Origin of the sequence: Rhodococcus sp. PvP016, from assembly GCF_017832185.1 — a bacterium.
Lineage (GTDB): Bacteria > Actinomycetota > Actinomycetes > Mycobacteriales > Mycobacteriaceae > Rhodococcoides.
The window spans coordinates 3,184,748-3,209,704 of sequence record NZ_JAFIBH010000001.1 but is presented as its reverse complement, the minus strand read 5'-3'; the positions used below and the strand labels follow the sequence as shown (position 1 = coordinate 3,209,704).

Annotated in this window: 24 protein-coding genes; 23 read left to right on the top strand and 1 reads right to left on the bottom strand. The window is 70.0% G+C overall.

Annotation, left to right across the window (positions count from 1 at the left end; all coding sequences use genetic code 11):
* The first annotated feature begins 79 nt into the window (after positions 1 to 79).
* Both JOE30_RS14905 and aroB read left to right on the top strand, forming a co-directional pair.
* Entirely contained in the window at positions 80 to 766 is a 687-nt protein-coding gene (locus JOE30_RS14905; RefSeq protein ID WP_307806303.1) for a shikimate kinase, read from the top strand.
* Positions 763 to 1,872, top strand: coding sequence for a 3-dehydroquinate synthase (gene aroB / locus JOE30_RS14900; protein WP_027505251.1), 1,110 nt, complete (start codon positions 763 to 765; stop codon positions 1,870 to 1,872). Before JOE30_RS14905 ends, aroB begins: the two co-directional genes overlap by 4 nt.
* A gap of 12 nt (positions 1,873 to 1,884) precedes the next feature.
* On the opposite strand, the gene JOE30_RS14895 is transcribed toward aroB, so the two are convergent.
* The gene (locus tag JOE30_RS14895) at positions 1,885 to 2,478 is read right to left on the bottom strand and encodes a B-4DMT family transporter (protein ID WP_204867545.1); all 594 of its coding nucleotides are present in this window, start codon (positions 2,476 to 2,478) and stop codon (positions 1,885 to 1,887) included.
* A 119-nt stretch (positions 2,479 to 2,597) separates the two neighbouring features.
* On the opposite strand from JOE30_RS14895, the gene JOE30_RS14890 reads away from it, so the two are divergent.
* The 21 genes from JOE30_RS14890 (at position 2,598) to ribD (ending at position 24,944) form a co-directional block, all read left to right on the top strand.
* A complete protein-coding gene (locus JOE30_RS14890) occupies positions 2,598 to 3,707 on the top strand; it encodes a Xaa-Pro peptidase family protein (RefSeq protein ID WP_204867543.1) in 1,110 nt (369 codons plus the stop codon).
* Between the two features lie 100 nt (positions 3,708 to 3,807).
* On the top strand, positions 3,808 to 4,371 hold the full coding sequence (efp, locus tag JOE30_RS14885) for an elongation factor P (protein ID WP_027505254.1): 564 nt from the start codon (positions 3,808 to 3,810) through the stop codon (positions 4,369 to 4,371).
* Complete coding sequence (gene nusB, locus JOE30_RS14880; RefSeq protein ID WP_051613217.1) at positions 4,372 to 4,932, top strand: transcription antitermination factor NusB; 561 nt, start codon at positions 4,372 to 4,374, stop codon at positions 4,930 to 4,932.
* Positions 4,933 to 5,022: 90 nt separating this feature from the next.
* On the top strand, positions 5,023 to 5,598 hold the full coding sequence (gene pyrR / locus JOE30_RS14875) for a bifunctional pyr operon transcriptional regulator/uracil phosphoribosyltransferase PyrR (protein WP_204867541.1): 576 nt from the start codon (positions 5,023 to 5,025) through the stop codon (positions 5,596 to 5,598).
* Entirely contained in the window at positions 5,595 to 6,554 is a 960-nt protein-coding gene (locus JOE30_RS14870; RefSeq protein ID WP_307806193.1) for an aspartate carbamoyltransferase catalytic subunit, read from the top strand. The genes pyrR and JOE30_RS14870 overlap by 4 nt, the downstream gene beginning before the upstream one ends.
* Positions 6,551 to 7,867, top strand: a complete 1,317-nt coding sequence (locus tag JOE30_RS14865) for a dihydroorotase (protein ID WP_204867539.1) — start codon at positions 6,551 to 6,553, stop codon at positions 7,865 to 7,867. The genes JOE30_RS14870 and JOE30_RS14865 overlap by 4 nt, the downstream gene beginning before the upstream one ends.
* Entirely contained in the window at positions 7,868 to 8,371 is a 504-nt protein-coding gene (locus tag JOE30_RS14860) for a transporter (RefSeq protein WP_204867537.1), read from the top strand. It abuts the gene before it with no gap.
* Positions 8,368 to 9,522: a glutamine-hydrolyzing carbamoyl-phosphate synthase small subunit gene (gene carA / locus JOE30_RS14855; RefSeq protein WP_027505259.1), complete on the top strand. Its 1,155-nt coding sequence runs from the start codon at positions 8,368 to 8,370 to the stop codon at positions 9,520 to 9,522. The genes JOE30_RS14860 and carA overlap by 4 nt, the downstream gene beginning before the upstream one ends.
* Positions 9,522 to 12,917 (top strand): carbamoyl-phosphate synthase large subunit, encoded by a 3,396-nt coding sequence (gene carB, locus JOE30_RS14850; RefSeq protein WP_204867535.1) that lies wholly within the window; start codon positions 9,522 to 9,524, stop codon positions 12,915 to 12,917. Before carA ends, carB begins: the two co-directional genes overlap by 1 nt.
* Positions 12,914 to 13,756, top strand: a complete 843-nt coding sequence (pyrF, locus tag JOE30_RS14845; RefSeq protein WP_307806192.1) for an orotidine-5'-phosphate decarboxylase — start codon at positions 12,914 to 12,916, stop codon at positions 13,754 to 13,756. The genes carB and pyrF overlap by 4 nt, the downstream gene beginning before the upstream one ends.
* 192 nt (positions 13,757 to 13,948) lie before the next feature.
* Positions 13,949 to 14,269 (top strand): integration host factor, actinobacterial type, encoded by a 321-nt coding sequence (gene mihF / locus JOE30_RS14840; RefSeq protein ID WP_027505261.1) that lies wholly within the window; start codon positions 13,949 to 13,951, stop codon positions 14,267 to 14,269.
* A 73-nt stretch (positions 14,270 to 14,342) separates the two neighbouring features.
* Entirely contained in the window at positions 14,343 to 14,912 is a 570-nt protein-coding gene (gene gmk / locus JOE30_RS14835; RefSeq protein ID WP_056445214.1) for a guanylate kinase, read from the top strand.
* A 64-nt stretch (positions 14,913 to 14,976) separates the two neighbouring features.
* Positions 14,977 to 15,282, top strand: a complete 306-nt coding sequence (rpoZ, locus tag JOE30_RS14830; RefSeq protein WP_027505263.1) for a DNA-directed RNA polymerase subunit omega — start codon at positions 14,977 to 14,979, stop codon at positions 15,280 to 15,282.
* A complete protein-coding gene (gene coaBC, locus JOE30_RS14825) occupies positions 15,279 to 16,589 on the top strand; it encodes a bifunctional phosphopantothenoylcysteine decarboxylase/phosphopantothenate--cysteine ligase CoaBC (RefSeq protein WP_204867534.1) in 1,311 nt (436 codons plus the stop codon). Before rpoZ ends, coaBC begins: the two co-directional genes overlap by 4 nt.
* Positions 16,590 to 16,694: 105 nt before the next feature.
* A complete protein-coding gene (metK, locus tag JOE30_RS14820) occupies positions 16,695 to 17,909 on the top strand; it encodes a methionine adenosyltransferase (protein WP_204867532.1) in 1,215 nt (404 codons plus the stop codon).
* Positions 17,910 to 18,019: 110 nt separating this feature from the next.
* Complete coding sequence (locus JOE30_RS14815) at positions 18,020 to 19,987, top strand: primosomal protein N' (protein WP_204870427.1); 1,968 nt, start codon at positions 18,020 to 18,022, stop codon at positions 19,985 to 19,987.
* A 5-nt stretch (positions 19,988 to 19,992) separates the two neighbouring features.
* Entirely contained in the window at positions 19,993 to 20,916 is a 924-nt protein-coding gene (fmt, locus tag JOE30_RS14810) for a methionyl-tRNA formyltransferase (RefSeq protein ID WP_204867530.1), read from the top strand.
* On the top strand, positions 20,913 to 22,445 hold the full coding sequence (locus JOE30_RS14805) for an RsmB/NOP family class I SAM-dependent RNA methyltransferase (protein ID WP_204867528.1): 1,533 nt from the start codon (positions 20,913 to 20,915) through the stop codon (positions 22,443 to 22,445). The genes fmt and JOE30_RS14805 overlap by 4 nt, the downstream gene beginning before the upstream one ends.
* Positions 22,446 to 22,491: 46 nt before the next feature.
* Positions 22,492 to 23,217 carry an SGNH/GDSL hydrolase family protein gene (locus JOE30_RS14800; RefSeq protein ID WP_204867526.1) on the top strand — a complete coding sequence of 242 codons (726 nt, stop codon included), beginning with the start codon at positions 22,492 to 22,494 and terminating at the stop codon, positions 23,215 to 23,217.
* Between the two features lie 30 nt (positions 23,218 to 23,247).
* On the top strand, positions 23,248 to 23,916 hold the full coding sequence (rpe, locus tag JOE30_RS14795) for a ribulose-phosphate 3-epimerase (RefSeq protein ID WP_204870425.1): 669 nt from the start codon (positions 23,248 to 23,250) through the stop codon (positions 23,914 to 23,916).
* 29 nt (positions 23,917 to 23,945) lie between these two features.
* Positions 23,946 to 24,944 carry a bifunctional diaminohydroxyphosphoribosylaminopyrimidine deaminase/5-amino-6-(5-phosphoribosylamino)uracil reductase RibD gene (gene ribD, locus JOE30_RS14790; protein WP_204870426.1) on the top strand — a complete coding sequence of 333 codons (999 nt, stop codon included), beginning with the start codon at positions 23,946 to 23,948 and terminating at the stop codon, positions 24,942 to 24,944.
* Positions 24,945 to 24,957 lie beyond the last annotated feature (13 nt).

The window sequence follows — 24,957 nt, the reverse complement described above, 5'->3', positions numbered from 1 at the left end:
CGGAGGCCGGTCGCAGGATGCCGGGCAGGCCGGGGCCGGGGCGGGGGAGACCAGGGAGGTCTCCGGTCCGCCGCGGGCGGTGCTGATCGGGCCACCCGGCGCCGGGAAGTCCACCATCGGCCGACGGCTGGCTCAGGCCCTGGGCACACAGGTGTACGACACGGACGTGGCCATCGAGAAGGACACCGGCCGCACCATCCCGCAGATCTTCGCCGAGAGCGGTGAGGCGGAGTTCCGTGCCATCGAGGAGCGCATCGTGCTCAATGCGCTGCGAACGTATCCGGGCATCGTGTCCCTGGGCGGTGGGGCGATCCTGTCCTCGCGCACCCGTGCGGCGCTCCGCGGTCACACCGTCGTCTACCTCGAGATCAGTGTCGGCGAGGGCCTCCGGCGCACCGGCGCGACCAGTGCCAACGCCTCGCGACCCCTGTTGGCCGGCTCGGATCCGCGGGCGAAGTACCGCGAACTCATGCGTACTCGGCGACCGCTGTACCGGGAGGTGTCCACCATCCGTGTCCGCACGGACGGCCGCAGCCCCGCTCGCGTCGTCACCGCGGTCCTCGGCCGTCTCGGTGTCGCCCCCGCCGACCGCGTCCCCGCGCCGGCCGCACCACCGCAGCGGACCTCGCCGCGGCGCCGGATCCGGCGCAAGGGCGGACGTCCGATCCCCACCGATCCGGGACCGTTGCCGCGGCAGCCGGCACCACGGACCGGCCGTACCCGACCACCGCAGGATCCACCCCCAGTACAGGAGACGCTCTCGTGACAGAACCTGTTCGTATCGACGTCCGGACGGCGAACCCGTACCCCGTGATCATCGGTCGCGGTCTGCTCACCGACCTTGTGGAGCAGCTCGCTGGCACTCGCACCGTCGCGATCTTCCATCAGCCTCCGCTCGCCGAGACCGCCGAGGCCGTCCGAGCAGCGTTGGCGGACAACGGAATCGACGCACACCGTATCGAGATCCCCGATGCCGAGGACGGCAAGGAACTCGCCGTCGCCGGATTCTGCTGGGAGGTGCTCGGCCGCATCGGTCTGACGCGGAGCGACGCCGTGGTCAGCCTGGGCGGCGGGGCGGCCACCGATCTTGCCGGCTTCGTCGCGGCCACCTGGATGCGCGGCGTCCGCATCGTGCACGTGCCCACCACGCTGCTCGCCATGGTCGACGCGGCCGTGGGAGGCAAGACCGGCATCAACACCGATGCCGGGAAGAACCTCGTCGGTGCCTTCCACGAGCCTGCGGCAGTCCTGGTGGATCTGGCGACACTCGAGACGGTGCCGCACAACGAGATCGTGGCCGGGCTCGCCGAGGTGATCAAGACCGGATTCATCGCCGACCCGGTCATCCTCGACCTCATAGAGGCGGACCCTGCTGCCGCGCTGGATCCGACGGGCGAGGTGTTGCCGGAGCTGATCCGGCGCTCCATCGAGGTGAAGGCCAGGGTCGTCGCGGCCGATCTCCGGGAGTCCGATCTTCGCGAGATCCTGAACTACGGCCACACCCTGGGGCACGCGATCGAGCGCCGCGAGAAGTACAAGTGGCGCCACGGCGCCGCGGTCTCCGTGGGTCTGGTGTTCGCCGCCGAGCTGGGACGTCTCGCGGGGCGACTGTCGGACGATGTCGCCGACCGGCACCGCAGCATCCTGCAGGCGGTGGGACTGCCCGTCAGTTACGACGCGGACGCGTTCGCCCATCTGCTGTCGGGCATGCAGACGGACAAGAAGAACCGAAACGGGTTGCTGCGCTTCGTCGTGCTGGACGGACTGGCCAAGCCGGGACGCCTCGAAGGACCGGATCCGGCGCTTCTGGCCGCCGCGTACTCCGCGGTGGCGCGTGAGGAGCCGACGACGGGGTCGTCGATCTTTCTCTGACGACGGGGCCGGTCAGGAGGAGCGGTCGCCCTTCGCGAGGTTCGGGCGCCGATCGGAGTCCCGGACCGGGGCGAAGACCTCGGTGTCGGCATCCGACTCGCCGCGTGCGGGTGCTCCGGAGGTCACGCGGTCGCGCTCGGTCGCGTCCTCCTTCTTGCCCGGCCGCAGTTCCTCCTGCTTGTCGTCGCCGCGTCCGGCCAACCAGCGGCCCACCGTGACGGCGATGACCGTGGGGATGAAGACGAGCAGGATCGTGAACGCCGCACCGGAGGTGACCTCGAAGAAGAGGGAGTTGCTGCTCACCGCGAGGTTTGCCACCGCCGAGAACACCCAGCAGACGAACCCGGCGAGGACACCGGCCACGACCGACGCCTTCAGCCACAGCATCGTGAAGTCGGTCCGGTCCTCGCCGTGGTCACCGCGGCGATGCGCGTTGATGCCGTCGATCCCGCCCCACACGACCGCCACGAGAATCACGGCGGCCAGCGTGATCATGCGCAGGACGGACCCCTGCGCGGGCCAGGCGGACACCGCCAGCGCGAGCAGCACTCGTGCCACCACATGAACCAGCGCCATCCCCACACCGCGAACCACCCACCCAGTCATGCTGCACACAGTAATCACCCCGGTCGGTCGCGTGTGCTTCTGCCCACATATCGGAGTGCGGTGTCGGCGGGCGGACCGGTGTCGCCGACCGTCGGTGACGGCGGCGGTAGGTTCGGGAGATGCCGTCCTCCGACCGCGCCGCACGGCGCGACGCCCTCAGAGAACTCGTCCGCGACCGGGAGGCCGACGCGCTCCTGGTGACCGACCTGCTCAACGTCCGCTACCTCACGGGGTTCACCGGTTCCAATGCCGCGCTGCTGCTGAGTGCGCACGACTCCGCCTCCGACGAGTCCGGCACCGTGGTGTGCACCGACGGTCGGTACGTGACCCAGGTGGCCGAGCAGGTGCCCGACCTCGCTGCGGTGATCGACCGCGCGGGCCCTGTTCGCTTGCTGCAGGACGCCGGCGGTGCGCGGGGCGGGCAGACCGTCGGATTCGAATCACACGTCGTGTCCGTCGACGAGCATCAGGCGTGGTCCGACGCTGCGTCCTCGCTCTCTCTCCAGCGCATGCCGCGCCTGGTGGAGAAGCTGCGGATGATCAAGGACGAGAGCGAGATCGACGCGCTGCGACGCGCCTGCGGCGTCGCCGACGCCGCGCTGGCCGCGTTGATCGAGCGGGGCGGCATCAGCGCCGGACGGACCGAGAAGCAGGTCGCGATCGATCTGGAGTTCCTCATGCTCGAGCTGGGAGCGCACGCCATCTCGTTCGAGACGATCGTGGCTGCGGGCGCCCACTCGGCGGTGCCGCACCACCGCCCCACCGGTGCGGTGCTCGAGCAGGGCGACCTGGTGAAGCTGGACTTCGGCGCGGAGGTGGACGGGTACCACTCCGACATGACGCGTACCTACGTGCTGGGCACCCCCGCCGACTGGCAGCGCGAGCTCTACGCCCTCGTCGAACGATCCCAGGCCGCCGGACGCGCCGCCGTTCTTCCCGGTGCCGACGTGCAGGCGGTGGACGGAGCGGCTCGCTCGGTCATCGTGGACGCGGGGCACGGGGACAAGTTCCTGCACGGACTCGGCCACGGCGTGGGACTCGAGATCCACGAAGCGCCGGGAATCGGTGCCACCGGCACCGGTACACTGCTCTGCGGTGCTGCGGTGACAGTCGAGCCCGGCGTGTACTTCTCCGGTCGCGGAGGCGTACGGATCGAGGACACGCTCATCGTTCGAGAGAACGAGCCGGAACTGCTGACGCTCACCAGCAAAGAGTTCACCGTTCTGTAGGCGAGGGCCTGCCGACCAGTGCTTGTCAGGCCCGGAGGCCATGCGCGGCGTCCGGGTGCCGAGAGACCGAGACGACAGTCGACGAGGAGACGCGAAGCAAGTGGCTTCCACCAGTGATTTCAAGAACGGACTCGTTCTCAACATCGAGAACCAGTTGTGGTCCATCATCGAGTTCCAGCACGTCAAGCCCGGTAAGGGACCGGCCTTCGTGCGCACCAAGCTCAAGAACGTCACGTCGGGCAAGGTCGTCGACAAGACCTTCAACGCGGGCGTCAAGGTCGAGACGGCGACGGTCGACCGACGCGACATGACGTACCTGTACCACGACGGTTCGGACTACGTCTTCATGGACGGCGACACCTTCGACCAGATCTCCGTCGCCGAGGCGACCATCGGCGAGGTCTCGCGCTTCCTGCTCGAGAACATGAAGGTCCAGGTGGCGATGCACGAGGGTCTGCCGCTCTACGTCGAGTTGCCGGTCACGGTCGAGCTGATCGTCCAGCACACCGATCCGGGCCTGCAGGGCGACCGTTCCACCGGCGGCACCAAGCCGGCGACCCTCGAGACGGGCGCCGAGATCAACGTGCCGCTCTTCATCAACACCGGCGACAAGCTCAAGGTGGACTCCCGCGACGGCAACTACCTCGGGCGCGTGAATTCCTGAGTGAGCGAGCCTTCCAAGAACCCTGCCGCACCGGGCAAGCCGGCGGCGAAGAAGCTCGGAGCTCGGCACAAGGCGCGTAAGCGCGCCGTCGACTTCCTCTTCGAGGCCGAGGCTCGGGACCTCGATCCCGTGGTGCTCGCGACCGAGCGCGGCGAGCTGTCCGCTCACGAGGAGACGGTGGCGCCGGTCAACGCGTACACCACGACTCTCGTGACCGGAGTGGCCGAGAACCTCGACCGCGTCGACTCGGTCATCGGGGATCACCTGCATCAGTGGACTCTCGATCGTCTCCCCGCCGTCGACCGCGCGATCCTGCGCGTCGCGGTGTGGGAACTGCTCAACGCGGTCGACGTCCCGCCGGTGGTCGCTGTCGACGAGGCGGTCGAGCTGGCCAAGCAACTCTCCACCGACGACTCGCCGTCCTTCGTCAACGGGGTGCTGGGCCAGATCGTGCTCGTCGCACCCCAGGTGCGCGCCGCCGCGGCGGCGCGTCCGGCGGCGCAGAGCCGGCCCGTGACGGAGAACACCGCCGACGACGCGGTGCCGCCCGCCTCGAGCTGAGTTCGAGCCCGGCGTGGTTGGTATAGTCACCGCGTCAGACATCCTTTAACGATCCGTCCAGTGAGGCGGAGAAGGAGGTCACCTGTTCTCGTGTCCTCAGACGAGCCCGGTACCCCCGGTTCAGCAGGCCAGTCCCGCGAGCTGTTGTCGTCGGCGGACGTCGGCCGCACCATCGCCCGGATGGCCCACCAGATCATCGAGAAGACCGCGTTCGGCTCGGCCGATGCCGCTCCGCTGGTTCTCGTGGGAATCCCCACTCGCGGTTCCACTCTCGCCACGCGTCTCGCGGCGCGGATCGAGGAGTACTCGGGACTCCGCCCGCCGGTCGGCTCTCTCGACATCACGCTCTACCGCGACGATCTGCGCAGCAAGCCACATCGGGCGCTCGAGCGCACCTCGATGCCCGACACCGGCGTGGACGGCGCTCTCGTCGTGATCGTCGACGACGTGCTGTTCTCCGGCCGATCGGTGCGCGCCGCACTCGACGCTCTCCGCGATCTCGGGCGTCCGCGGGCCGTGCAGCTCGCGGTGCTCATCGACCGCGGCCACCGCGAACTCCCGCTCCGCGCGGACTACGTGGGCAAGAACGTGCCGACCGCGCGCACCGAGGACGTCTCGGTACTGCTCGACGAGCACGACGGTCGAGACGGGGTGGAGCTCTCGTGAGCGCCCGGCACCTGCTGTCGACGATGGATCTGAGCCGCGACGACGCGACCGACATCCTGGACGAAGCGGAGCGCTTCGAGCAGGCGCTGCTCGGCCGCGACGTGCGCAAACTCCCCACTCTGCGCGGCAAGACGGTCATGACCGTCTTCTACGAGAACTCGACGCGTACCCGAGTGTCGTTCGAGGTGGCGGGCAAGTGGATGAGCGCGGACGTCATCAACGTCAGCGCGAGCAGCTCGTCCGCGTCGAAGGGCGAGTCGCTGCGCGACACCGCCCTCACCCTGCGAGCGGCCGGCGCGGACGCCTTGATCGTGCGGCACCCCGCGTCCGGTGCGGCGCACCGCATCGCCCAGTGGACGGCCCTGCCCGACGGATCGGGGCCGGCCGTGATCAACGCCGGCGACGGCACGCACGAGCATCCCACCCAGGCCCTGCTCGACGCGCTGACGTTGCGCCAGCGCCTCGGCGGAATCGAGGGCCGCCGCATCGCCATCGTCGGTGACGTCCTGCACAGCCGCGTCGCGCGGTCCAACGCGTTCCTGCTGGCCACCCTCGGTGCGGAGGTGGTGGTCATCGCGCCGCGCACTCTGCTGCCGGTCGGCATCGACTCCTGGCCCGTCACCGTGGCACCGTCGCTCGACTCCGAGCTGCCGGCGCTCGACGCCGTCATGATGCTGCGCGTCCAGGCCGAACGCATGAACGGTGGCTTCTTCCCGTCGGCGCGGGAGTACTCCATCGGATACGGGTTGTCGCAGAAGCGATTCGATCTGCTTCCCGACCACGCGGTGGTGCTGCACCCCGGTCCGATGCTCCGCGGCATGGAGATCGGTTTCTCGGTCGCCGACGCACCCGAGACCGCCGTCCTGCAACAAGTCCAGAATGGAGTGCACGTGCGTATGGCAGTGCTGTTCCGCCTGCTCATCGGATCCGAGCCGACACCGGGACTCGCTCGATGAGCGGGACCGTGGTGCTGCGCTCGGTGCGCCCCTACGGCGAGGGTGATCCCGTGGACGTGGTGGTCTCGGACGGCGTCATCGACGCGATCGGCGCGGACGTCACCGTTCCCGAGGGTGCCGAGATCGTGGACGGTGCCGGTGGCGTTCTGTTGCCCGGCTTCGTCGATCTGCACACCCATGTGCGGGAGCCGGGCCGCGAGGACACCGAGACCATCGAGACCGGTTCCGCCGCAGCAGCTCTCGGCGGATACACCGCCGTCTTCGCGATGGCGAACACGTCGCCGGTCGCGGACTCCGTGGTGATCACCGACCACGTCTGGCGTCGCGGCCAGGAGGTCGGGCTGGTCGACGTCCACCCCGTCGGCGCCGTCACCGTGGGCCTGCAGGGCAAGGCCCTGGCGGAGATGGCCACCATGAACGCCGGTGTCGGTGCTGTCCGGATGTTCTCGGACGACGGTCACTGCGTCGCCGACCCACTGCTGATGCGCCGCGCCCTCGAGTACTCGGCCGGCCTGGGAGTGCTCATCGCCCAGCACGCCGAGGAGCCGCGGCTCACCGAAGGTGCCGTCGCCCACGAGGGTCCGACCGCGGCGCGGCTGGGCCTGACCGGATGGCCCCGGTCCGCGGAGGAATCCATCGTCGCCCGCGACGCGATCCTCGCGCGGGACGCGCGCAGCCGCGTCCACATCTGCCACGCCTCCACCGCCGGCACCGTCGAGCTCCTCGACTGGGCGAAGAAGCAGGGCATCGCCATCACCGCCGAGGTGACACCGCACCATCTGTTCCTGGACGACACGCGTCTCGAGACCTACGACGCCGTGAACAAGGTGAACCCGCCGTTGCGGGAGGCCTCCGACGTCCAGGCGCTGCGCGCGGCGCTGGCTTCGGGTGTCGTGGACTGCGTGGCCACCGATCACGCGCCGCATGCCGAGCAGGACAAGTGCTGCGAGTTCTCGCAGGCCCGACCCGGCATGCTCGGCCTCGAGACCGCCCTGTCGGTGATCGTCACGACCATGGTGGAGACCGGTCTGCTCGACTGGCGCGGCGTCGCACGGGTCATGAGCGAGCGACCGGCGGAGATCGTCGGGCTCACCGACCAGGGACGGCCCATCGCGGTCGGAGAGCCCGCCAACCTGACGATCGTCGACCCGGACGTCCGGTGGACGGTCGTCCCGAAGGATCTGGCCTCGCTGTCCGCCAACACCCCGTACGAGTCGCTCGAGCTGCCCGCGAAGGTCACCGCGACGCTGCTGCGCGGACGAATCACCAGCCGCGACGGAGTCGCGGCCGCGCCTTCGGGAGGGATGAACTAGATGGACAGAGTGCTGTTGGTGGTCGGCTTCCTCGTGTTCTGGGTCGCCATGATCGGCCTGATCATCTGGGGCTGGAAGAACCGTCAGAAGCGTCAGGCCGACGCGATCGGAACCCTCCCGGCCGTGCCGGAGCAGCTCGGCGCCGTCCTCACCCCGGCCTGTACCGGTCTGTACGTGGGATCGACGTTGGCCCCGAGCTGGCAGAACCGGATCGCCGTGGGCGACATGGGCCATCGCGCCACCGGAACACTGACGCGCTACGAGACGGGCATCCTGCTCGAGCGCACGGGGGAGTCCGACATCTGGATGCCCGCCGACTCGCTCCGCGCCGTGCGGACCGAGCGTGGCCTCGCCGGCAAGGTCATGACCAGGGACGGCCTGCTGGTCGTCCGCTGGGAACTGCCCACCGGCACCGAAATCGACACCGGCTTCCGAGCCGACGACAAGACGGTCTACCCGCAGTGGGTGGACGACACGAGCAGTGACGAGAAGGAGACCGCGTGAGCACCCAGGACGCCGCGGCACTGGTCCTCGAGGACGGGCGCATCTTCCGTGGCACCGCGTTCGGAGCCCGGGGTTCGACCCTGGGCGAGGCGGTGTTCTGCACCGGCATGACCGGCTACCAGGAGACGCTGACCGATCCGAGCTACCACCGCCAGATCGTGGTGGCCACGGCCCCGCAGATCGGCAACACCGGCTGGAACGGTGAGGACAACGAGTCCGTCGGACGCACCGGCGACGCCGACGACTCCCGTATGTGGGTCGCCGGGTTCGCCGTCCGCGACCCCAGCCGCCGGAGCTCGAGCTGGCGCTCGACCGGCACCCTGGGCGAGGAGATGGCGCGGCAGGACGTCGTCGGCATCGCCGAGATCGACACCCGCGCGCTGGTGCGGCACCTGCGCACCCGCGGGTCGATGAAGGCGGGCATCTTCTCCGGAGAGGCCCTCACCGACGTCGACGCGCTGATCGAGACCGTGCGCAGTCAGCCGAGCATGGTGGGTGCGGACCTGGCGGGCGAGGTGAGCACGACCGAGGGCTACACGGTCGATCCCGAGGGTGAGCCCCGGTACTCGGTCGTCGCGGTCGACCTCGGCATCAAGTCGAACACGCCGCGCATGTTCGCGCAGCGGGGAATCCGGGTCCACGTGGTCCCGGCGAACGCCGACATCGACCAGGTGCGGGCACTCGGCGCGGACGGCGTGTTCCTGTCCAACGGACCGGGCGACCCGGCCACCGCGGACTCCGTGGTGCGTCTGACCGAGCAGGTGCTCGGTGACGGCACCCCGCTGTTCGGCATCTGCTTCGGCAACCAGATCCTCGGCCGCGCACTCGGCCGCTCCACCTACAAGATGACCTTCGGTCACCGCGGCATGAACATCCCGGTGATCGAACACGGCACGGGCCGCATCTCCATCACGGCCCAGAACCACGGGTTCGCGCTCGAGGGCGAGGCCGGCGAGGAGTTCGACACCCCGTTCGGCCGGGCGATCGTCAGCCACACGTGCGCGAACGACGGCACCGTCGAAGGTGTCCGCCTGCTCGACGACTCGGCGTTCTCGGTGCAGTACCACCCCGAGGCCGCGGCCGGTCCGCACGACGCCGAGTACCTCTTCGACCGTTTCCTGCAGCTCCTCGACAAGAAAGCCGGCCAGTAATGCCACGGCGCACAGACCTCCAGCACATCCTGGTCATCGGATCCGGACCGATCGTCATCGGTCAGGCCTGCGAGTTCGACTACTCCGGAACGCAGGCCTGCCGTGTGCTCCGCGAGGAGGGCCTGCGGGTCAGCCTCGTGAACTCGAACCCGGCGACCATCATGACGGACCCCGAGTTCGCGGACTCCACCTATGTCGAGCCCATCACGGCGGAGTTCGTCGAGAAGGTCATCGCGAAGGAGAAGGCCGAGGGCCATCCCATCGACGCGGTGCTCGCCACTCTCGGCGGCCAGACGGCGCTCAACTGCGCGGTGGCTCTGCACGAGCAGGGGATTCTCGAGAAGTACGACGTCGAGCTCATCGGAGCCGACTTCGAGGCCATCCAGCGCGGTGAGGATCGCCAGAAGTTCAAGGACATCGTCGCGAAGGTCGGCGGCGAGAGTGCCCGGTCGCGTGTCTGCTACACGATGGCCGAGGTGCACGACACCGTCGCCGAACTCGGCCTGCCCGTCGTCATCCGGCCCAGCTTCACCATGGGCGGTCTCGGCTCCGGCATGGCGTACACGACCGAGGATCTCGAGCGTCTCGCCGGCGGCGGACTGGCCGCGTCGCCGTCCGCCAACGTGCTCATCGAGGAGTCCATCTACGGGTGGAAGGAGTACGAGCTCGAGCTGATGCGCGACAACCGCGACAACGTGGTGATCGTGTGTTCCATCGAGAACGTCGACCCGATGGGTGTGCACACGGGCGACTCCATGACGGTCGCTCCGGCGATGACGCTCACCGACCGCGAGTACCAGAAGATGCGCGATCTGGGCATCGCCATCCTCCGCGAGGTCGGCGTCGACACGGGCGGATGCAACATCCAGTTCGCGATCGATCCGAAGGACGGTCGCCTGATCGTCATCGAGATGAACCCACGCGTCTCGCGGTCGAGTGCACTCGCCTCCAAGGCGACGGGATTCCCGATCGCCAAGATCGCGGCGAAGCTCGCGGTGGGGTACAGCCTCGACGAGATCGTCAACGACATCACGGGCGAGACACCGGCCTGTTTCGAGCCGACGTTGGACTACGTCGTCGTCAAGGCGCCGCGCTTCGCGTTCGAGAAGTTCCCCGGAGCCGACGCCACCCTCACGACGACGATGAAGTCGGTCGGCGAGGCGATGAGCCTGGGCCGCAACTTCACCGAGGCGCTGGGCAAGGTGCTGCGGTCGCTCGAGACCAAGGCCACCGGATTCTGGACCACGTCGGACGAGGTGCTGGCGGGGGAGCGGGCGCACGATCTGCAGTCGGTGCTCGCCGACCTGAAGGTTCCCACCGAGGGACGCATCTACGACGCCGAGTTGGCACTGCGCCTCGGCGGCACCGTCGAGGAGGTCGCGGCCGCGTCCGGTATCGACCCGTGGTTCATCGACGAGATCGCCGGTCTGGTGGAACTGCGGACCCGGCTGCTCGACGCTCCCGTCCTCGACGAGAACCTCTTGCGTCGGGCGAAGCACTCGGGCCTGTCCGATCGGCAGATCGCGGCACTGCGTCCCGAGCTCGCGGGCGAGGACGGGGTGCGCTCGCTGCGCCACCGGCTGGGAGTGCGGCCCGTGTTCAAAACCGTCGACACGTGCGCCGCGGAGTTCGAGGCCAAGACGCCGTACCACTACTCCACGTACGAGCTCGATCCCGGCGCGGAGACCGAGGTGGCCCCGCAGACCACGCTCGGCAAGGTACTCATCCTGGGCTCCGGTCCGAACCGCATCGGCCAGGGCATCGAGTTCGACTACTCGTGCGTGCACGCGGCCACGACGCTCTCGGCCGCCGGCTACGAGACCGTGATGGTGAACTGCAACCCCGAGACCGTCTCCACCGACTACGACACGGCAGATCGTCTGTACTTCGAGCCGCTCACGTTCGAGGACGTGCTCGAGGTGTATCTGGCGGAGAAGGAGTCGGGCGAGGGCGGACCCGGTGTCGTCGGCGTCCTCTGCCAGCTCGGCGGACAGACGCCGCTCGGTCTCGCCCAGCGACTGCAGGACGCGGGTGTGCCGATCGTCGGCACGTCGCCCGAGGCGATCGATCTGGCAGAGGACCGCAAGGCGTTCGGTGAGGTGCTCGTCGCCGCCGGTCTGCCCGCGCCGAAGTTCGGCACGGCCACCACGTTCGACGGCGCGAAGCGCATCGCGGGCGAGATCGGTTACCCCGTGCTCGTACGTCCGTCGTACGTGCTGGGCGGACGCGGCATGGAGATCGTCTACGACGAGGCGTCGCTGGACGACTACATCTCCCGCGCCACCGAGCTCACGCCCGAACACCCCGTGTTGGTGGACCGGTTCCTCGAGGACGCGATCGAGATCGACGTCGACGCCCTCTGCGACGGCACCGAGGTCTACCTCGGCGGCGTCATGGAGCACATCGAGGAGGCCGGCATCCATTCCGGCGACTCCGCGTGTGCGCTGCCCCCGATCACACTCGGCCGGACCGACATCGATGCCGTTCGCCGGTCGACGGAGGCGCTGGCGTTCGGCATCGGGGTCCGCGGGCTGCTCAACGTGCAGTACGCCCTCAAGGACGACGTCCTCTACGTGCTCGAGGCCAACCCCCGTGCGAGCCGGACGGTGCCCTTCGTCTCCAAGGCCACGGCGGTGCCGCTCGCGAAGGCCGCCGCCCGGATCGCTCTCGGCGCGACCATCGCGGAGTTGCGGGCGGACGGTGTGTTGCCGCCCACCGGCGACGGTGGCCACGCTGCCTTCGACGCACCGGTCGCGGTCAAGGAGGCCGTGCTGCCCTTCAACCGGTTCCGCAAGGCGGACGGCAGTGGCGTCGACACCCTCCTGAGCCCCGAGATGAAGTCGACCGGCGAGGTGATGGGGATCGACGCGGACTTCGGTACCGCGTTCGCGAAGAGTCAGACCGCCGCGTACGGCTCGCTGCCGACGACGGGGTCGATCTTCGTGTCCATCGCGAACCGCGACAAGCGGTCGATGGTGTTCCCGGTCAAGCGGCTCGCCGATCTGGGTTTCCGCATCCTCGCGACCGAGGGAACGGCGGAGATGTTGCGCCGCAACGGCATCAGCAGCGACGTGGTGCGCAAGCACTCCGACGTGCTCGAGGCCGGCGAGCGGACCATCGTGGACCTGATCCGCGAGGGCGAGGTCGACATGGTGTTCAACACACCGTTCGGCAACTCCGGCCCGCGGGTCGACGGGTACGAGATCCGCAGTGCCGCGGTGGCGCGGAACATTCCGTGCATCACCACCGTGCAGGGTGCCGCCGCGGCGGTGCAGGGCATCGAGGCGAGCATCCGCGGCGACATCGGGGTGCAGTCGCTCCAGGATCTGCACAGCTCGCTCACGACGTACCTGCGAGCGGGCACCGGGCCGGCCGAACAGGTCACTCCTCGGTGACGGGACGTCCGGAGGCCGGGGTGTGGCGCAGGAAGCTGACCGCGGCCGTCCGGTCGCGGGGACGCCTGTGTGTCGGCATCGATCCGCACGCGGCGATCCTCGCCTCGTGGGGCCTCGACGACTCCGTGTCGGGCCTCGACCGCTTCGCGCGTCTCTGCGTCGAGGCGTTCGCGTCGGACATCGGGGTGGTCAAGCCGCAGGTGGCGTTCTTCGAGCGCTTCGGGTCCGGCGGACTGGCCGTGCTCGAGCGGACCATCGCCGATCTGCGTGCGGCGGGCGTGCTCGTCGTCGCGGACGCGAAGCGTGGGGACATCGGGTCCACGTCCGAGGCGTACGCCCGGGCGTGGCTGGACCCGTCCTCACCACTCGCCTCGGACGCCGTGACGGTCTCGCCCTACCTCGGGGTGGGTGCGCTGGCGCCGTTCGTCGAGCAGGCGACTGAGCACGGTTGCGGCCTGTTCGTGCTCGCACGCACGTCGAACCCCGAGGGGGCGACGCTGCAACAGGCCGTCACCCCCACCGGTGCGAGCGTCGCGCAGGCCGTGGTCGACGAGGCCGCGGCGGTCAATGCGCGGGCGAACGACGACGTCATGGGTCTGGTGGTGGGTGCGACACGCGGACACGGGCTCGATCTGCGGACGTTCCCGGGGCCGATCCTCGCGCCCGGACTCGGCGCCCAGGGTGCCACCGCGCAGGACCTGCCGTCCCTGTTCCAGGGCTCGTCAGAGTTGTTGCTGCCCAACTCTTCCCGCGACGTGCTGCGACACGGTCCGGACGTGGCGGCTCTGCGGGAGGCAGCGGTCATCGCTCGCGACGCCGTCGAGCACGCCCTCGCATAGACCACCATCGAGGCGACACGGCGGCGGGGGGCAAGTTCGCAATCGGCGCCCTGCCCGGGTACGGTCGCTATCGCCGCTGGTCAATCCGGTGGCAGTGACTGGATGTACCAGAACGGCCGGCTCGCGCACATCGCGTGACGCGGGTACGGAATGCACTTCTCGACAGAGATTCACCGATGAGACGGAGGAACCGTGGCCCTTCCCCAGTTGACCGATGAGCAGCGCGCTGCTGCCTTGGAGAAGGCGGCACAAGCTCGTCGTGTCCGGGCTGAGCTCAAGGAACGCCTCAAGCGCGGCGGCACCGACCTCAAGCAGGTCCTCAAGGACGCCGAAGAGGACGAGATCCTCGGCAAGATGAAGGTGTCCGCGCTGCTCGAGGCCCTGCCCAAGGTCGGCAAGGTCAAGGCGCAGGAGATCATGACCGAGCTGGAGATCGCACCCACCCGCCGCCTGCGCGGACTGGGCGATCGTCAGCGCAAGGCGCTTCTCGCCAGGTTCGATTTCGAGGCCTGACAGCGACGTGTCGACCGACAACGAGTCGACGGCAGTGTCGAGCGAGGACTCCTCGCTCAGGAAGGGCCGGCTGGTGGTACTGGCCGGCCCTTCCGCCGTCGGTAAGTCCAGTGTGGTCGCGAAGGTGCGTCAGCAGCTTCCCGATCTGTACTTCAGCGTGTCGGCGACGACGCGCGACCCCCGCCCCGGTGAGGTGCACGGACAGGACTACCGGTTCGTGGACGCCGCGGAGTTCGATCGCATGATCGAGGCCGGTGATCTGCTCGAATGGGCGGAGATCCACCGCGGCCTGCACCGCAGCGGTACGCCCGCCGAGCCCGTGCGTCGCGCGCTCGCCGCCGGTGAGCCGGTTCTCCTCGAGGTGGACCTGCAGGGGGCGCGCGCGGTCCGTGCCGCCGCCCCGGAGGCTCTGCTCGTGTTCCTCGCGCCGCCCTCCTGGGACGTGCTGGTGGGTCGGCTCACCGGCCGCGGCACCGAACCGCAGGACGTCATCGAGCGCCGGCTCGAGACCGCGCGCGAGGAATTGGCGGCGTCCGACGAGTTCGACACGGTCATCGTGAACGATGATGTCGACCGAGCGTGCGCGGAGTTGGTATCCTTGTTGGTCGGTGGCGTCCCGAACGGTGAGTTCGGGACCGCGTGACCGCACAGGTAACACCAGTTTTCTCTTCCGAGGCATCCGCCCCGGTGAATCTTCAGGAGCATTTGTGAGTAGTCCCTTGGCGAACGTGTCCGATTCCTTCTCCCGTATCGACGTGGCGACGTACGACACCCCGCTGGGCATCACCAACCCGCCCATCGACGAGTTGCTCGATCGGACGTCGTCGAAGTACGCGCTGGTCATCTACGCCGCCAAGCGCGCGCGTCAGATCAACGACTACTACAACCAGCTCGGTGACGGCATCCTCGAGTACGTCGGCCCCCTCGTCGAGCCGGGTCTGCAGGAGAAGCCGCTGTCCATCGCCATGCGCGAGATCCACGCCGACCTTCTCGAGCACGTCGAAGGCGAGTGAGTTCCCTGTCTCCCTCGGACACGGCGACACGGCGTCACGTCGTGGTCGGTGTCGGGGGAGGGATCGCCGCGTACAAGGCGTGCGGGCTGATCCGCCACTTCACCGAGGCGGGGGACGATGTCCGCGTCGTCCCCACCGAGTCCGCGCTGCAGTTCGTCGGCCGGGCCACCTTCGAGGCGTTGTCGGGTAACCCGGTGCACACCGGAGTGTTCGCCGACGTCCCGGAGGTACCGCACGTCCGCCTCGGCCAGAACGCCGATCTGGTCGTCGTCGCCCCGGCCACGGCCGACCTGCTGTCGCGGGCCGCTGCCGGACGCGCCGACGACCTGCTGACGGCGACGTTGCTCACCGCGCGGTGCCCGATCGTGTTCGCGCCCGCCATGCACACCGAGATGTGGGACCACCCCGCGACCGTCGAGAACGTCGCGACGTTGCGACGCCGCGGTGTCACGGTGATCGAGCCGGCCTCGGGTCGGCTCACCGGCAAGGACACCGGAGCCGGCCGTCTGCCCGAGCCGGACGAGATCGCCGGCATCGCCGAGCTGCTGCTCGAACGGCCCGATGCGTTGCCTCGTGACCTCGAGGGGCGGCGCGTCGTCGTCTCCGCCGGCGGCACGCGCGAGCCGTTGGACCCGGTGCGGTTCCTCGGCAACCGCAGTTCCGGCAAGCAGGGATATGCGCTCGCGCGAGTCGCCGCCCAGCGCGGTGCCGACGTGCTGCTGATCTCCGGCTACACCAGTGACCTGTCCGCGCCCGCCAGCGTCCGCGTCGAGACGGTCCGCACCGCCGAGGACATGCGCACCGCGGTCACGGCCGCCGCCGTCGGTGCCGACGCGGTGATCATGGCCGCCGCCGTCGCCGATTTCCGGCCGACGACGCTCGCCACCAGCAAGATCAAGAAGGGTGCCGACGAGCCGGACACCATCCCGCTCACGCGCAACGCCGACATCCTGGCCGGCCTCGTCGCCGCACGCGATGCCGGTGACCTGGCCGCGGATGCCGCGATCGTCGGCTTCGCGGCCGAGACGGGCGACCAGCACGGTGACGTGTTGACGCACGCCCGCGCCAAGCTGGCGCGCAAGAAGTGCGACCTCCTGGTTGTGAATGCGGTCGGTGAGGGTAAAGCATTCGAGATGGACGACAACGACGGCTGGATCCTGTCCGCGGACGGGACCGAGCTGGCGCTCGAACACGGATCGAAGGCGCTCATGTCGTCTCGTGTGATCGATGCGTTGGTGCCCCTGTTGCGCGTGCGTCAACCGTCACCGACGTCGCAGGAGTGTACGAGCGCCGACGACTCGCGGTGACCCGCAGTACTCGAGACGTCGGTGGCTCCGTCTATCGTCGACTGGCGTCTCGGGGAGCGGTTCGATCATGTCGACACATTCATGCGTGTACGAGAGGAAACATCTGTGAGCACGTCCGCCAGTCGGCTCTTCACCAGCGAGTCCGTCACCGAGGGTCATCCCGACAAGATCTGCGACGCCATCAGCGACTCCATCCTGGATGCGCTCCTTACCGACGATCCGCGCGCACGCGTCGCCGTCGAGACCCTGGTGACCACCGGGCAGGTTCACGTCGCCGGTGAGGTCAACACCACCGCGTACGCCGACATCCCGCACATCGTGCGCGAGAAGGTGCTCGAGATCGGCTACGACTCGTCGGCCAAGGGCTTCGACGGCAACTCCTGTGGCGTCAACGTCGCCATCGGCGCGCAGTCCCCGGAGATCGCTCAGGGCGTCGACAACTCGCACGAGTCCCGTGTCGAGGGTCTGACGGACGACGAGATCGACCGCCAGGGTGCCGGTGACCAGGGCCTGATGTTCGGCTATGCCATCAAGGACACGCCCGAGCTCATGCCGTTGCCGATCGCACTGGCGCACCGGCTGGCGCGTCGCCTCACCGAGGTGCGCAAGACCGAGGTGCTGCCGTACCTGCGTCCCGACGGCAAGACTCAGGTCACCATCGAGTACGAGGGCAACAAGGCCGTCCGCCTCGACACCGTCGTCGTCTCCACCCAGCACGCGGCCGACATCGATCTCGAGAACATGCTGACCCCGGACATCCGGACGCATGTCCTCGAGGCCGTGCTGGCCGAGCTCGGGCACGATTCGCTCGACACCTCGTCGGTACGCCTGCTCGTCAATCCCACCGGCAAGTTCGTCCTCGGCGGGCCGATGGGCGACGCCGGTCTGACCGGTCGCAAGATCATCGTCGACACCTACGGTGGCTGGGCCCGCCACGGCGGCGGCGCGTTCTCGGGTAAGGATCCGTCGAAGGTCGACCGCAGTGCCGCGTACGCGATGCGGTGGGTGGCCAAGAACGTCGTGGCCGCGGACCTGGCGGAGCGGGTCGAGGTACAGGTCGCCTACGCCATCGGCAAGGCCGCTCCCGTCGGCCTGTTCGTCGAGACGTTCGGATCCGAGAACGTGGATCCGCTCAAGATCCAGTCCGCCATCACCGACGTGTTCGACCTGCGTCCCGGCGCGATCATCCGTGATCTGGACCTGCTGCGTCCGATCTACGCGCCCACCGCGGCGTACGGCCACTTCGGCCGCACGGACATCGATCTGCCGTGGGAGAACACCGACCGCGCCGAGAAGTTGCGGTCCGCCGCAGGTCTGTAACGTCTCGCTCCACTTCGTGATCATCGTCTGAAAGGGGTCGGTCGGTGAGTGCCACCGCATCCGGTGTGCGCTCACCGGCCCCCACCAGGCCGATCGCCCGCGTGCTTCCCATGCTCGCGTTGTCCCACCTCGATCGCGATTTCGACTACGTCGTCCCCGCCGAACTCGATGCCGTGGCGCAGCCCGGTGTGCGTGTCCGCGTCCGCTTCGCCGGGCGTCTGGTCGACGGGTTCCTGCTCGCCCGCCTCGACACCAGCGACCATCCGGGGAAGCTCGGCTTCCTCGACAAGGTGGTCTCCGCCGAGCCGGTGCTCGGCCCCGAACTGCTCGGCCTCGTCGACGCCGTCGCGACGCGCTACGCCGGCACCCGTCCGGACGTTCTTCGTCTCGCGATTCCACCCCGACACGCGCGGGTGGAGAACGAATCCCTCGCCTCCGGTGTGCAGTCGATCCCCGTCCTCCGCCGCGACGAGTGGTCCGCGTACCGGCACGGCGCCGATTTCCTCGACGCGCTCGGCGGCGGTCGGGCGCCGCGGGCGGTCTGGCAGGCGTTGCCGGGGGAGGACTGGGCCGCCCGGCTCGCCGACCTGGCCGCCGTGGCCGTGTCCTCCGGACGGGGAGCCGTTCTCGTCGTCCCGGACCAGCGCGATCTCGATCGCGTGGACACCGCCTGTCGGGCCGTCCTCGACGACGACGCGGTGGTCGCGCTCGCCGCGGGGCTCGGTCCCGCAGAACGCTACCGACGGTGGCTCGCTTCCGCTCGGGGCCGCGCTCGCGTCGTGATCGGCACGCGCAGCGCCGTCTTCGCCCCGGTGCACGACCCGGGACTGGTGGTCGTCTGGGACGACGGCGACGACTCGCTGTCGGAGCCGCGTGCGCCGTACCCCCACGCCCGTGAGGTCGCGTTGCTGCGTGCACACCGAGCCGGGTGCGCCGCCGTGGTGGGCGGATTTTCTCGTACGGCGGAAGCGCAGGCTCTGGTCGAGACGGGATGGGCGCACGATCTCGTGGCCACCCGCGACATTGTCCGTGGGCGCGTTCCACGGGTCACCGCTCTCGCGGACAGCGACCACGCGCTCGCCCGGGACCCCGGGGCGCGCGCGGCGCGGCTCCCGGCGATCGCCTTCGCGGCGGCCCGAGCGTCGCTCACCGCCGGGCACCCCGTGCTGGTCCAGGTCCCGCGGCGCGGGTACGTGCCCTCCCTCGCCTGCTCCAAGTGCAGGACGCCCGCCCGGTGCCGACGGTGCCACGGACCCCTGGCGCTGCCGTCCGCGCCCGGCGCCGACGGTGCGGGCAGCCCCACGTGCAAGTGGTGCGGTACCGCCGACCCGTCGTACTCGTGCCCCACGTGCGGTTCACGAGCACTGCGCGCCGTCGTGGTCGGCGCGGGACGGACGGCGGAGGAACTGGGCCGGGCGTTCAGCGGAGTCACCGTGCGGCAGTCCGGCGGCACCTCGGTGCTCGACACGGTGCCGGGCGGCCCGGCCATCGTCGTGTCCACCGTGGGCGCCGAGCCCGTCGCGGACGGCGGCTACGGTGCCGCGCTGCTGCTGGACGGGTGGGCGCTGCTGGGTCGAGCGGATCTGCGCGCCGCCGAGCAGACCCTTCGCCGCTGGATGGCCGCCGCCACCCTCGTGCGCCCGTCGACCGAGGGCGGTGAGGTGGTCGTGGTCGCCGATTCGGGACTGCCCACCGTGCAGGCGTTGGTGCGGTGGGACCCCGTCGGACACGCGCGCACCGAACTCGCCGAACGCACCGAGGTCGGGTTTCCACCCGCGGTGCACATCGCCGCCGTGGACGGCACCACCGAATCGCTGCGCGCCCTGCTGGACTCGGCGCGGCTCCCGGACGACGCCGTCACGCTGGGACCCGTGGACCTGCCACCCGGCGAGCGGCTGCCGTTCGGCAGCGAGATCGACGCCGACTCGTCCGCGCCCGTCGAGCGGATGCTGGTCCGCGTCCCGCGATCGTCCGGTGCGGCCCTCTCCCGCGCACTCGGTGAGGCACGGGCCGTGGTGGGAGCGAAGAAGACCGCGTCGGCGCTGCGAATCCAGGTCGACCCGCTCCGCATAGGGTGAACGGCGTGCGCCTCGTCTTCGCCGGTACTCCCGACCCCGCTCTCCCGTCGCTGCGGCGACTTCTCGACTCCCCCCGTCACGAGGTGGTCGGTGTGCTCACCCGGCCCGACACGGTGGCCGGCCGGGGCCGCAAGGTCGTGCGGTCGCCCGTCGCGATGTTGGCCGACGAGCACGGAATCCCGGTGCTGCAACCCGCGAAGCCGTCCGATCCCGAGGCGATGGCCGCGCTTCGCGATCTGGAACCGGACTGCTGTCCCGTCGTCGCCTACGGTGCTCTGCTGCCGCAGCCGGTGCTCGGAATCCCGCGACACGGCTGGATCAATCTGCACTTCTCCCTGCTGCCGGCCTGGCGCGGGGCCGCGCCGGTGCAGGCCGCGATCGCCGCGGGTGACGAGGTCACCGGCGCGTCGACATTTCTTCTCGAGCAGGGGCTGGACACCGGTCCGGTGTACGGGGTCGTGACCGAGAGGGTGCGCCCCACGGACACCGCGGGAGATCTGTTGACCCGGCTCGCGGACAGCGGGAGCCAGTTGCTCGCGTCCACCCTCGACGGGATCGACGACGGTGCACTGCAGGCGGTTCCGCAGTCGAGCGACGGCGTGTCACACGCGCCGAAGGTGACCGTGGATTCGGCCCGCATCGACTTCGGTCGTGCAGCGCACCTGATCGACCGGCACATCCGGAGCGTGACACCGGCACCCGGAGCGTGGACCGAGATCGGCGACGTCCGCGTCAAGATCGGTCCGGTGACGATCACCGACGAGGAGCTCGAACCCGGGCTCGTCGAGGTACGGAAGAAGGCGGTTCTGGTGGGTACCGCGACGACGGCCGTGTCGCTCGGGCTCGTACAGCCGCACGGCAAGAAGCAGATGGCAGCGACCGACTGGGCGCGCGGCGCCCGCGATGTGAACGGAGCGACTGCACGATGAGCGGTGAGCAGACACCGGGGTCCGGCGGTCCTCGTAAGCGGGGCGGGAAGGCCGGAGGCCGGCCGAGTGAGAGCGGGAAGGCCGGAGGCCGGCCGGCGGTGGCCGGGGGTTCGGGCAAGGCCGCTGGGCGGTCGGGGAATTCGCGTCCGAAGCAGCCGGGTCGCCCGAATCCGGCCGAGGCGGGGTTGGACCCGGCTCGGATCGCGGCACGGGACGTCCTGCGCGCGGTGCGGGAGCGTGACGCGTACGCGAACCTGGTGCTCCCGGGTCTGCTCCGGGATCGCCGGTTGAACGAGCGTGATGCCGCCCTCGCGACGGAGTTGGCGTACGGCGCGGCCCGCGCACAGGGGGTGCTGGACGCGGTGGTGGAGCACGCGGCCTCGCGTCCGGTGTCGGACATCGACGGTCGACTGTTGGACGTCCTCCGGCTCGGTGCGTACCAGTTGCTGCGTACGCGGGTGGCCCCGCACGCTGCGGTGGCGACGTCGGTCGACCTGGTCCGGAGCGAGGCCGGGCAGGGTCAGGCAGGGTTCGTCAACGCCGTGTTGCGCCGCGTCTCCGAGCGCACGGAAGCGGAGTGGGTCGAGTTGCTGGCTCCCGACGCCGAGCGAGATCCGGTGGGGCACTCGGCCTTCCGGCACGCGCATCCCGCCTGGATCGCACAGGCGTTCAACGATGCGCTGGGAGCGGATGCGGCGGAGCTGGACGAGGCGCTCGCCGCCGACGACGCCCGCCCACTGGTGCACCTGGTGGCGCGGCCCGGCGAGATCTCGGCGGACGAGCTCGCGTCGATCACCGGTGGTGAGCCCGGACCGTGGTCGCCGTACGCGGTGCATCTGGACAGTGGCGGCGATCCGGGTCGCCTCGACGCCGTACGTGAGGGGCTGGCCGGCGTCCAGGACGAGGGTAGTCAGCTGGTCGCGCGGGCTCTGACGCTCGCGGAGCTCGACGGGCCGGACGGAGGTCGGTGGTTGGATCTGTGCGCCGGTCCCGGCGGCAAGGCTGCGCTGCTCGGCGCCATCGCGGCGATCGACGGTGCGACGGTCGATGCCGTGGAACCGTCCGAGCATCGAGCCGAGTTGGTCCGCAAGACGGTGCGCGATCTCCCGGTCACCGTGCACGCGGTAGACGGTCGTGCGAGCGGACTGGACGCGGGATACGACCGCGTCCTCGTCGACGCACCCTGCACCGGCCTGGGCGCGCTCCGTCGTCGCCCCGAGGCGCGGTGGCGTCGTCAGGCGAGCGACGTGGCGGGTCTGGTGACGTTGCAACGCGAGTTGCTCGCGGCAGCAGTGGACCTGGTGCGTCCGGGCGGGGTGGTCCTCTACTCGACGTGTTCGCCGCACCTGTCCGAGACGGTCGGCGTCGTGGCCGATGCGGTCCGACGTCACGGTCTGACCGCGCTCGACACCGCGACACTCGCGCCCGGCGTACCGCGGGCGGCCTCGGGAACGTCGGTGCAGCTGTGGCCGCACCGACACGGAACGGACGCGATGTTCTTCGCCGCGCTGCGCAAGGATGCCTCCTGACCGCGCTCGTTACCGGCCGGCAACGACTCGCGGGTACAACAGGGACGTGACTCTGCGACTCCTTCGACGCCGCGCGCGCGGGGCATCGGTGGCCGCCCTCGCTTCGGTCGCGGTGCTGGGTGGCTGCTCGCTGTCCCCGTCGGCGACGGCAGGTACGGCCTCGGCGCGGACCGCCGACGCGGAGCGCGTGGTCGCGGCAGAGTCGGCGTCGAGCGCGGTCCGCGTGTCGGTGATCGGCGACTCCTTCTCCGCAGGCTCCCTGAACGACGTGGTGTGGCCGGACGTCCTGGCGGAGGAGCACGGATTCGAGGTGACCAACGCGAGCCTCGGCGGCGCGGGCTACGAGGCGGGCGACGACTATCTCGGCACGTTCGCGGACCAGGTCGCCTACGCCACCGAGGAGAACCCGACGGTCATCCTCGTGGTCGGCAGCGAGAACGACGTCGACGCGGATCCGGCGGACGTGCTCGCCGACGCCACCGACCTGTACGCGTCGCTGCGCGAGCGCTCTCCCGAGGCCCGCATCGTCGTCATCGGACCGATCTGGAGCGGGGAGGCGGTGAGCGAGGAGATGTGGGACGTGGACGCCGCCGTCTCCGCCGCCGCGGTGTCGGCCGGTCTGGACTATGTCGACGCGCTGCCGCAGGAGTGGCTGGCGGACCCGCTGATCATCCAGGACGACGGTGATCACCCGACCGACGAGGGTCAGTACCTCCTCGCCGGTCACATCGACGACGCTCTGATACAGGTGGATCCGGACCTACTAGGCTGATCGCCCGTGGCCCAGACTCCGCAGCACCCGATGATCGCACCGTCCATCCTGTCCGCCGATTTCGCGCGGCTCGCCGACGAGGCCGCTGCCGTCGCGGGCAGCGACTGGCTGCACGTCGATGTGATGGACGCGCACTTCGTCCCGAATCTCACCCTGGGTCTGCCCGTGGTGGAGAGCCTGCTGAAGGCGACCGACATCCCGCTCGACTGCCACCTCATGATCGAGGACCCGGCCCGCTGGGCGCCGCCCTACGCCGAGGCCGGCGCGTACAACGTGACGTTCCACGCCGAGGCCACCGATGATCCGCGCGCGGTCGCTCGCGACATCCGGGCGGCGGGCGCGAAGGCTGGGCTGTCGGTCAAGCCAGGCACCTCGATCGAGCCGTACCTGGAGGTCCTGAAGGATTTCGACACTCTGTTGATCATGAGCGTCGAACCGGGATTCGGCGGCCAGAGTTTCATGCCGGAGGTGCTGGACAAGGCACGCGCCGTCCGCCGGCTGGTCGATTCGGGTGACCTGACGCTGGTGATCGAGATCGACGGCGGCATCAACGCCGACACCGTGGAGCAGGCCGCTGCCGCGGGCATCGACTGCTTCGTCGCGGGCTCGGCGGTGTACTCGACCAGCGACCCCGCGGGTGCCGTGCGTTCGCTGCGAGACTCCGCCGCGAACGCCTCGCCGCACCTGTCCGGCCGGTGACCGGGAGCCTCGACCCGATCGATGCCGCGATGCGGCGGGCGATCGAGGCGTCGGTCGCGGCGCGTGGTGTCAGCACTCCCAACCCGCCCGTCGGCGCCGTCGTGCTGGACCGGGACGGGCTGGTGGCCGGAGTCGGCGCCACCGCGGCACCGGGCGGCCCCCACGCGGAGGTCGTCGCGCTCGCGCAGGCGGGCGAGCGAGCGCGCGGCGGCACCGCCGTGGTGACGCTGGAGCCGTGCGACCACACGGGGCGCACGGGTCCGTGCTCGCAGGCGTTGCTGCGTGCGGGGGTCGTCCGCGTCGTGCACGCGCTCGGCGATCCGAACCCGCTGGCGGCGGGCGGCGCGGAGACTCTGCGCCGTGCCGGCGTCGAGGTACGGTCCGGCGTTCTCGCCGATCTCGCCGCGGCCGGGCCGATGCGTGCCTGGTTGCATCGGCAGCGCACCGGGCGTCCGATGCTCACGTGGAAGTACGCCGCCACGCTCGACGGCCGCACCGCGGCACCGGACAGCACCAGCCGTTGGATCACGGGGGAGATCGCTCGTGCACACGTCCACGCCGAGCGCGCCCGCGTCGATGCCGTCGTCGTCGGTACCGGGACCGTGCTCGCCGACGATCCGGTGCTGACGGCGCGACTGCCCGACGGGTCGCTCGCCGCACACCAGCCGGTCCGCGTGGTCGTCGGGCTGCGCGACATCCCTGCCGGGTCTCGGATCCTCGACGACTCCGCCCCCACCCGCATCGTGCGGACCCGTGACCCGCTCGCGGTGACGGCGGCCCTCGCGGATCTGACCGACGTGGTGCTGGAGGGCGGATCGACCCTCACCGGAGCGTTCCTGTCGGCGGGCCTGGTCGACCGTGTCACGGCGTACATCGCCCCTGTCGTGCTGGGTGAGGGTCCGACCGCCGTGCGGGGGACGGGTGTCGGAACAATTGCCGAAGCGATGAGGTTTCGACGAGAGTCGGTGGAGGCGCTGGGCGACGATCTGCTCGTCCAGCTCGCTCCGCTACGGTCGTCCGACCACTGAGCCGAACAGAGAT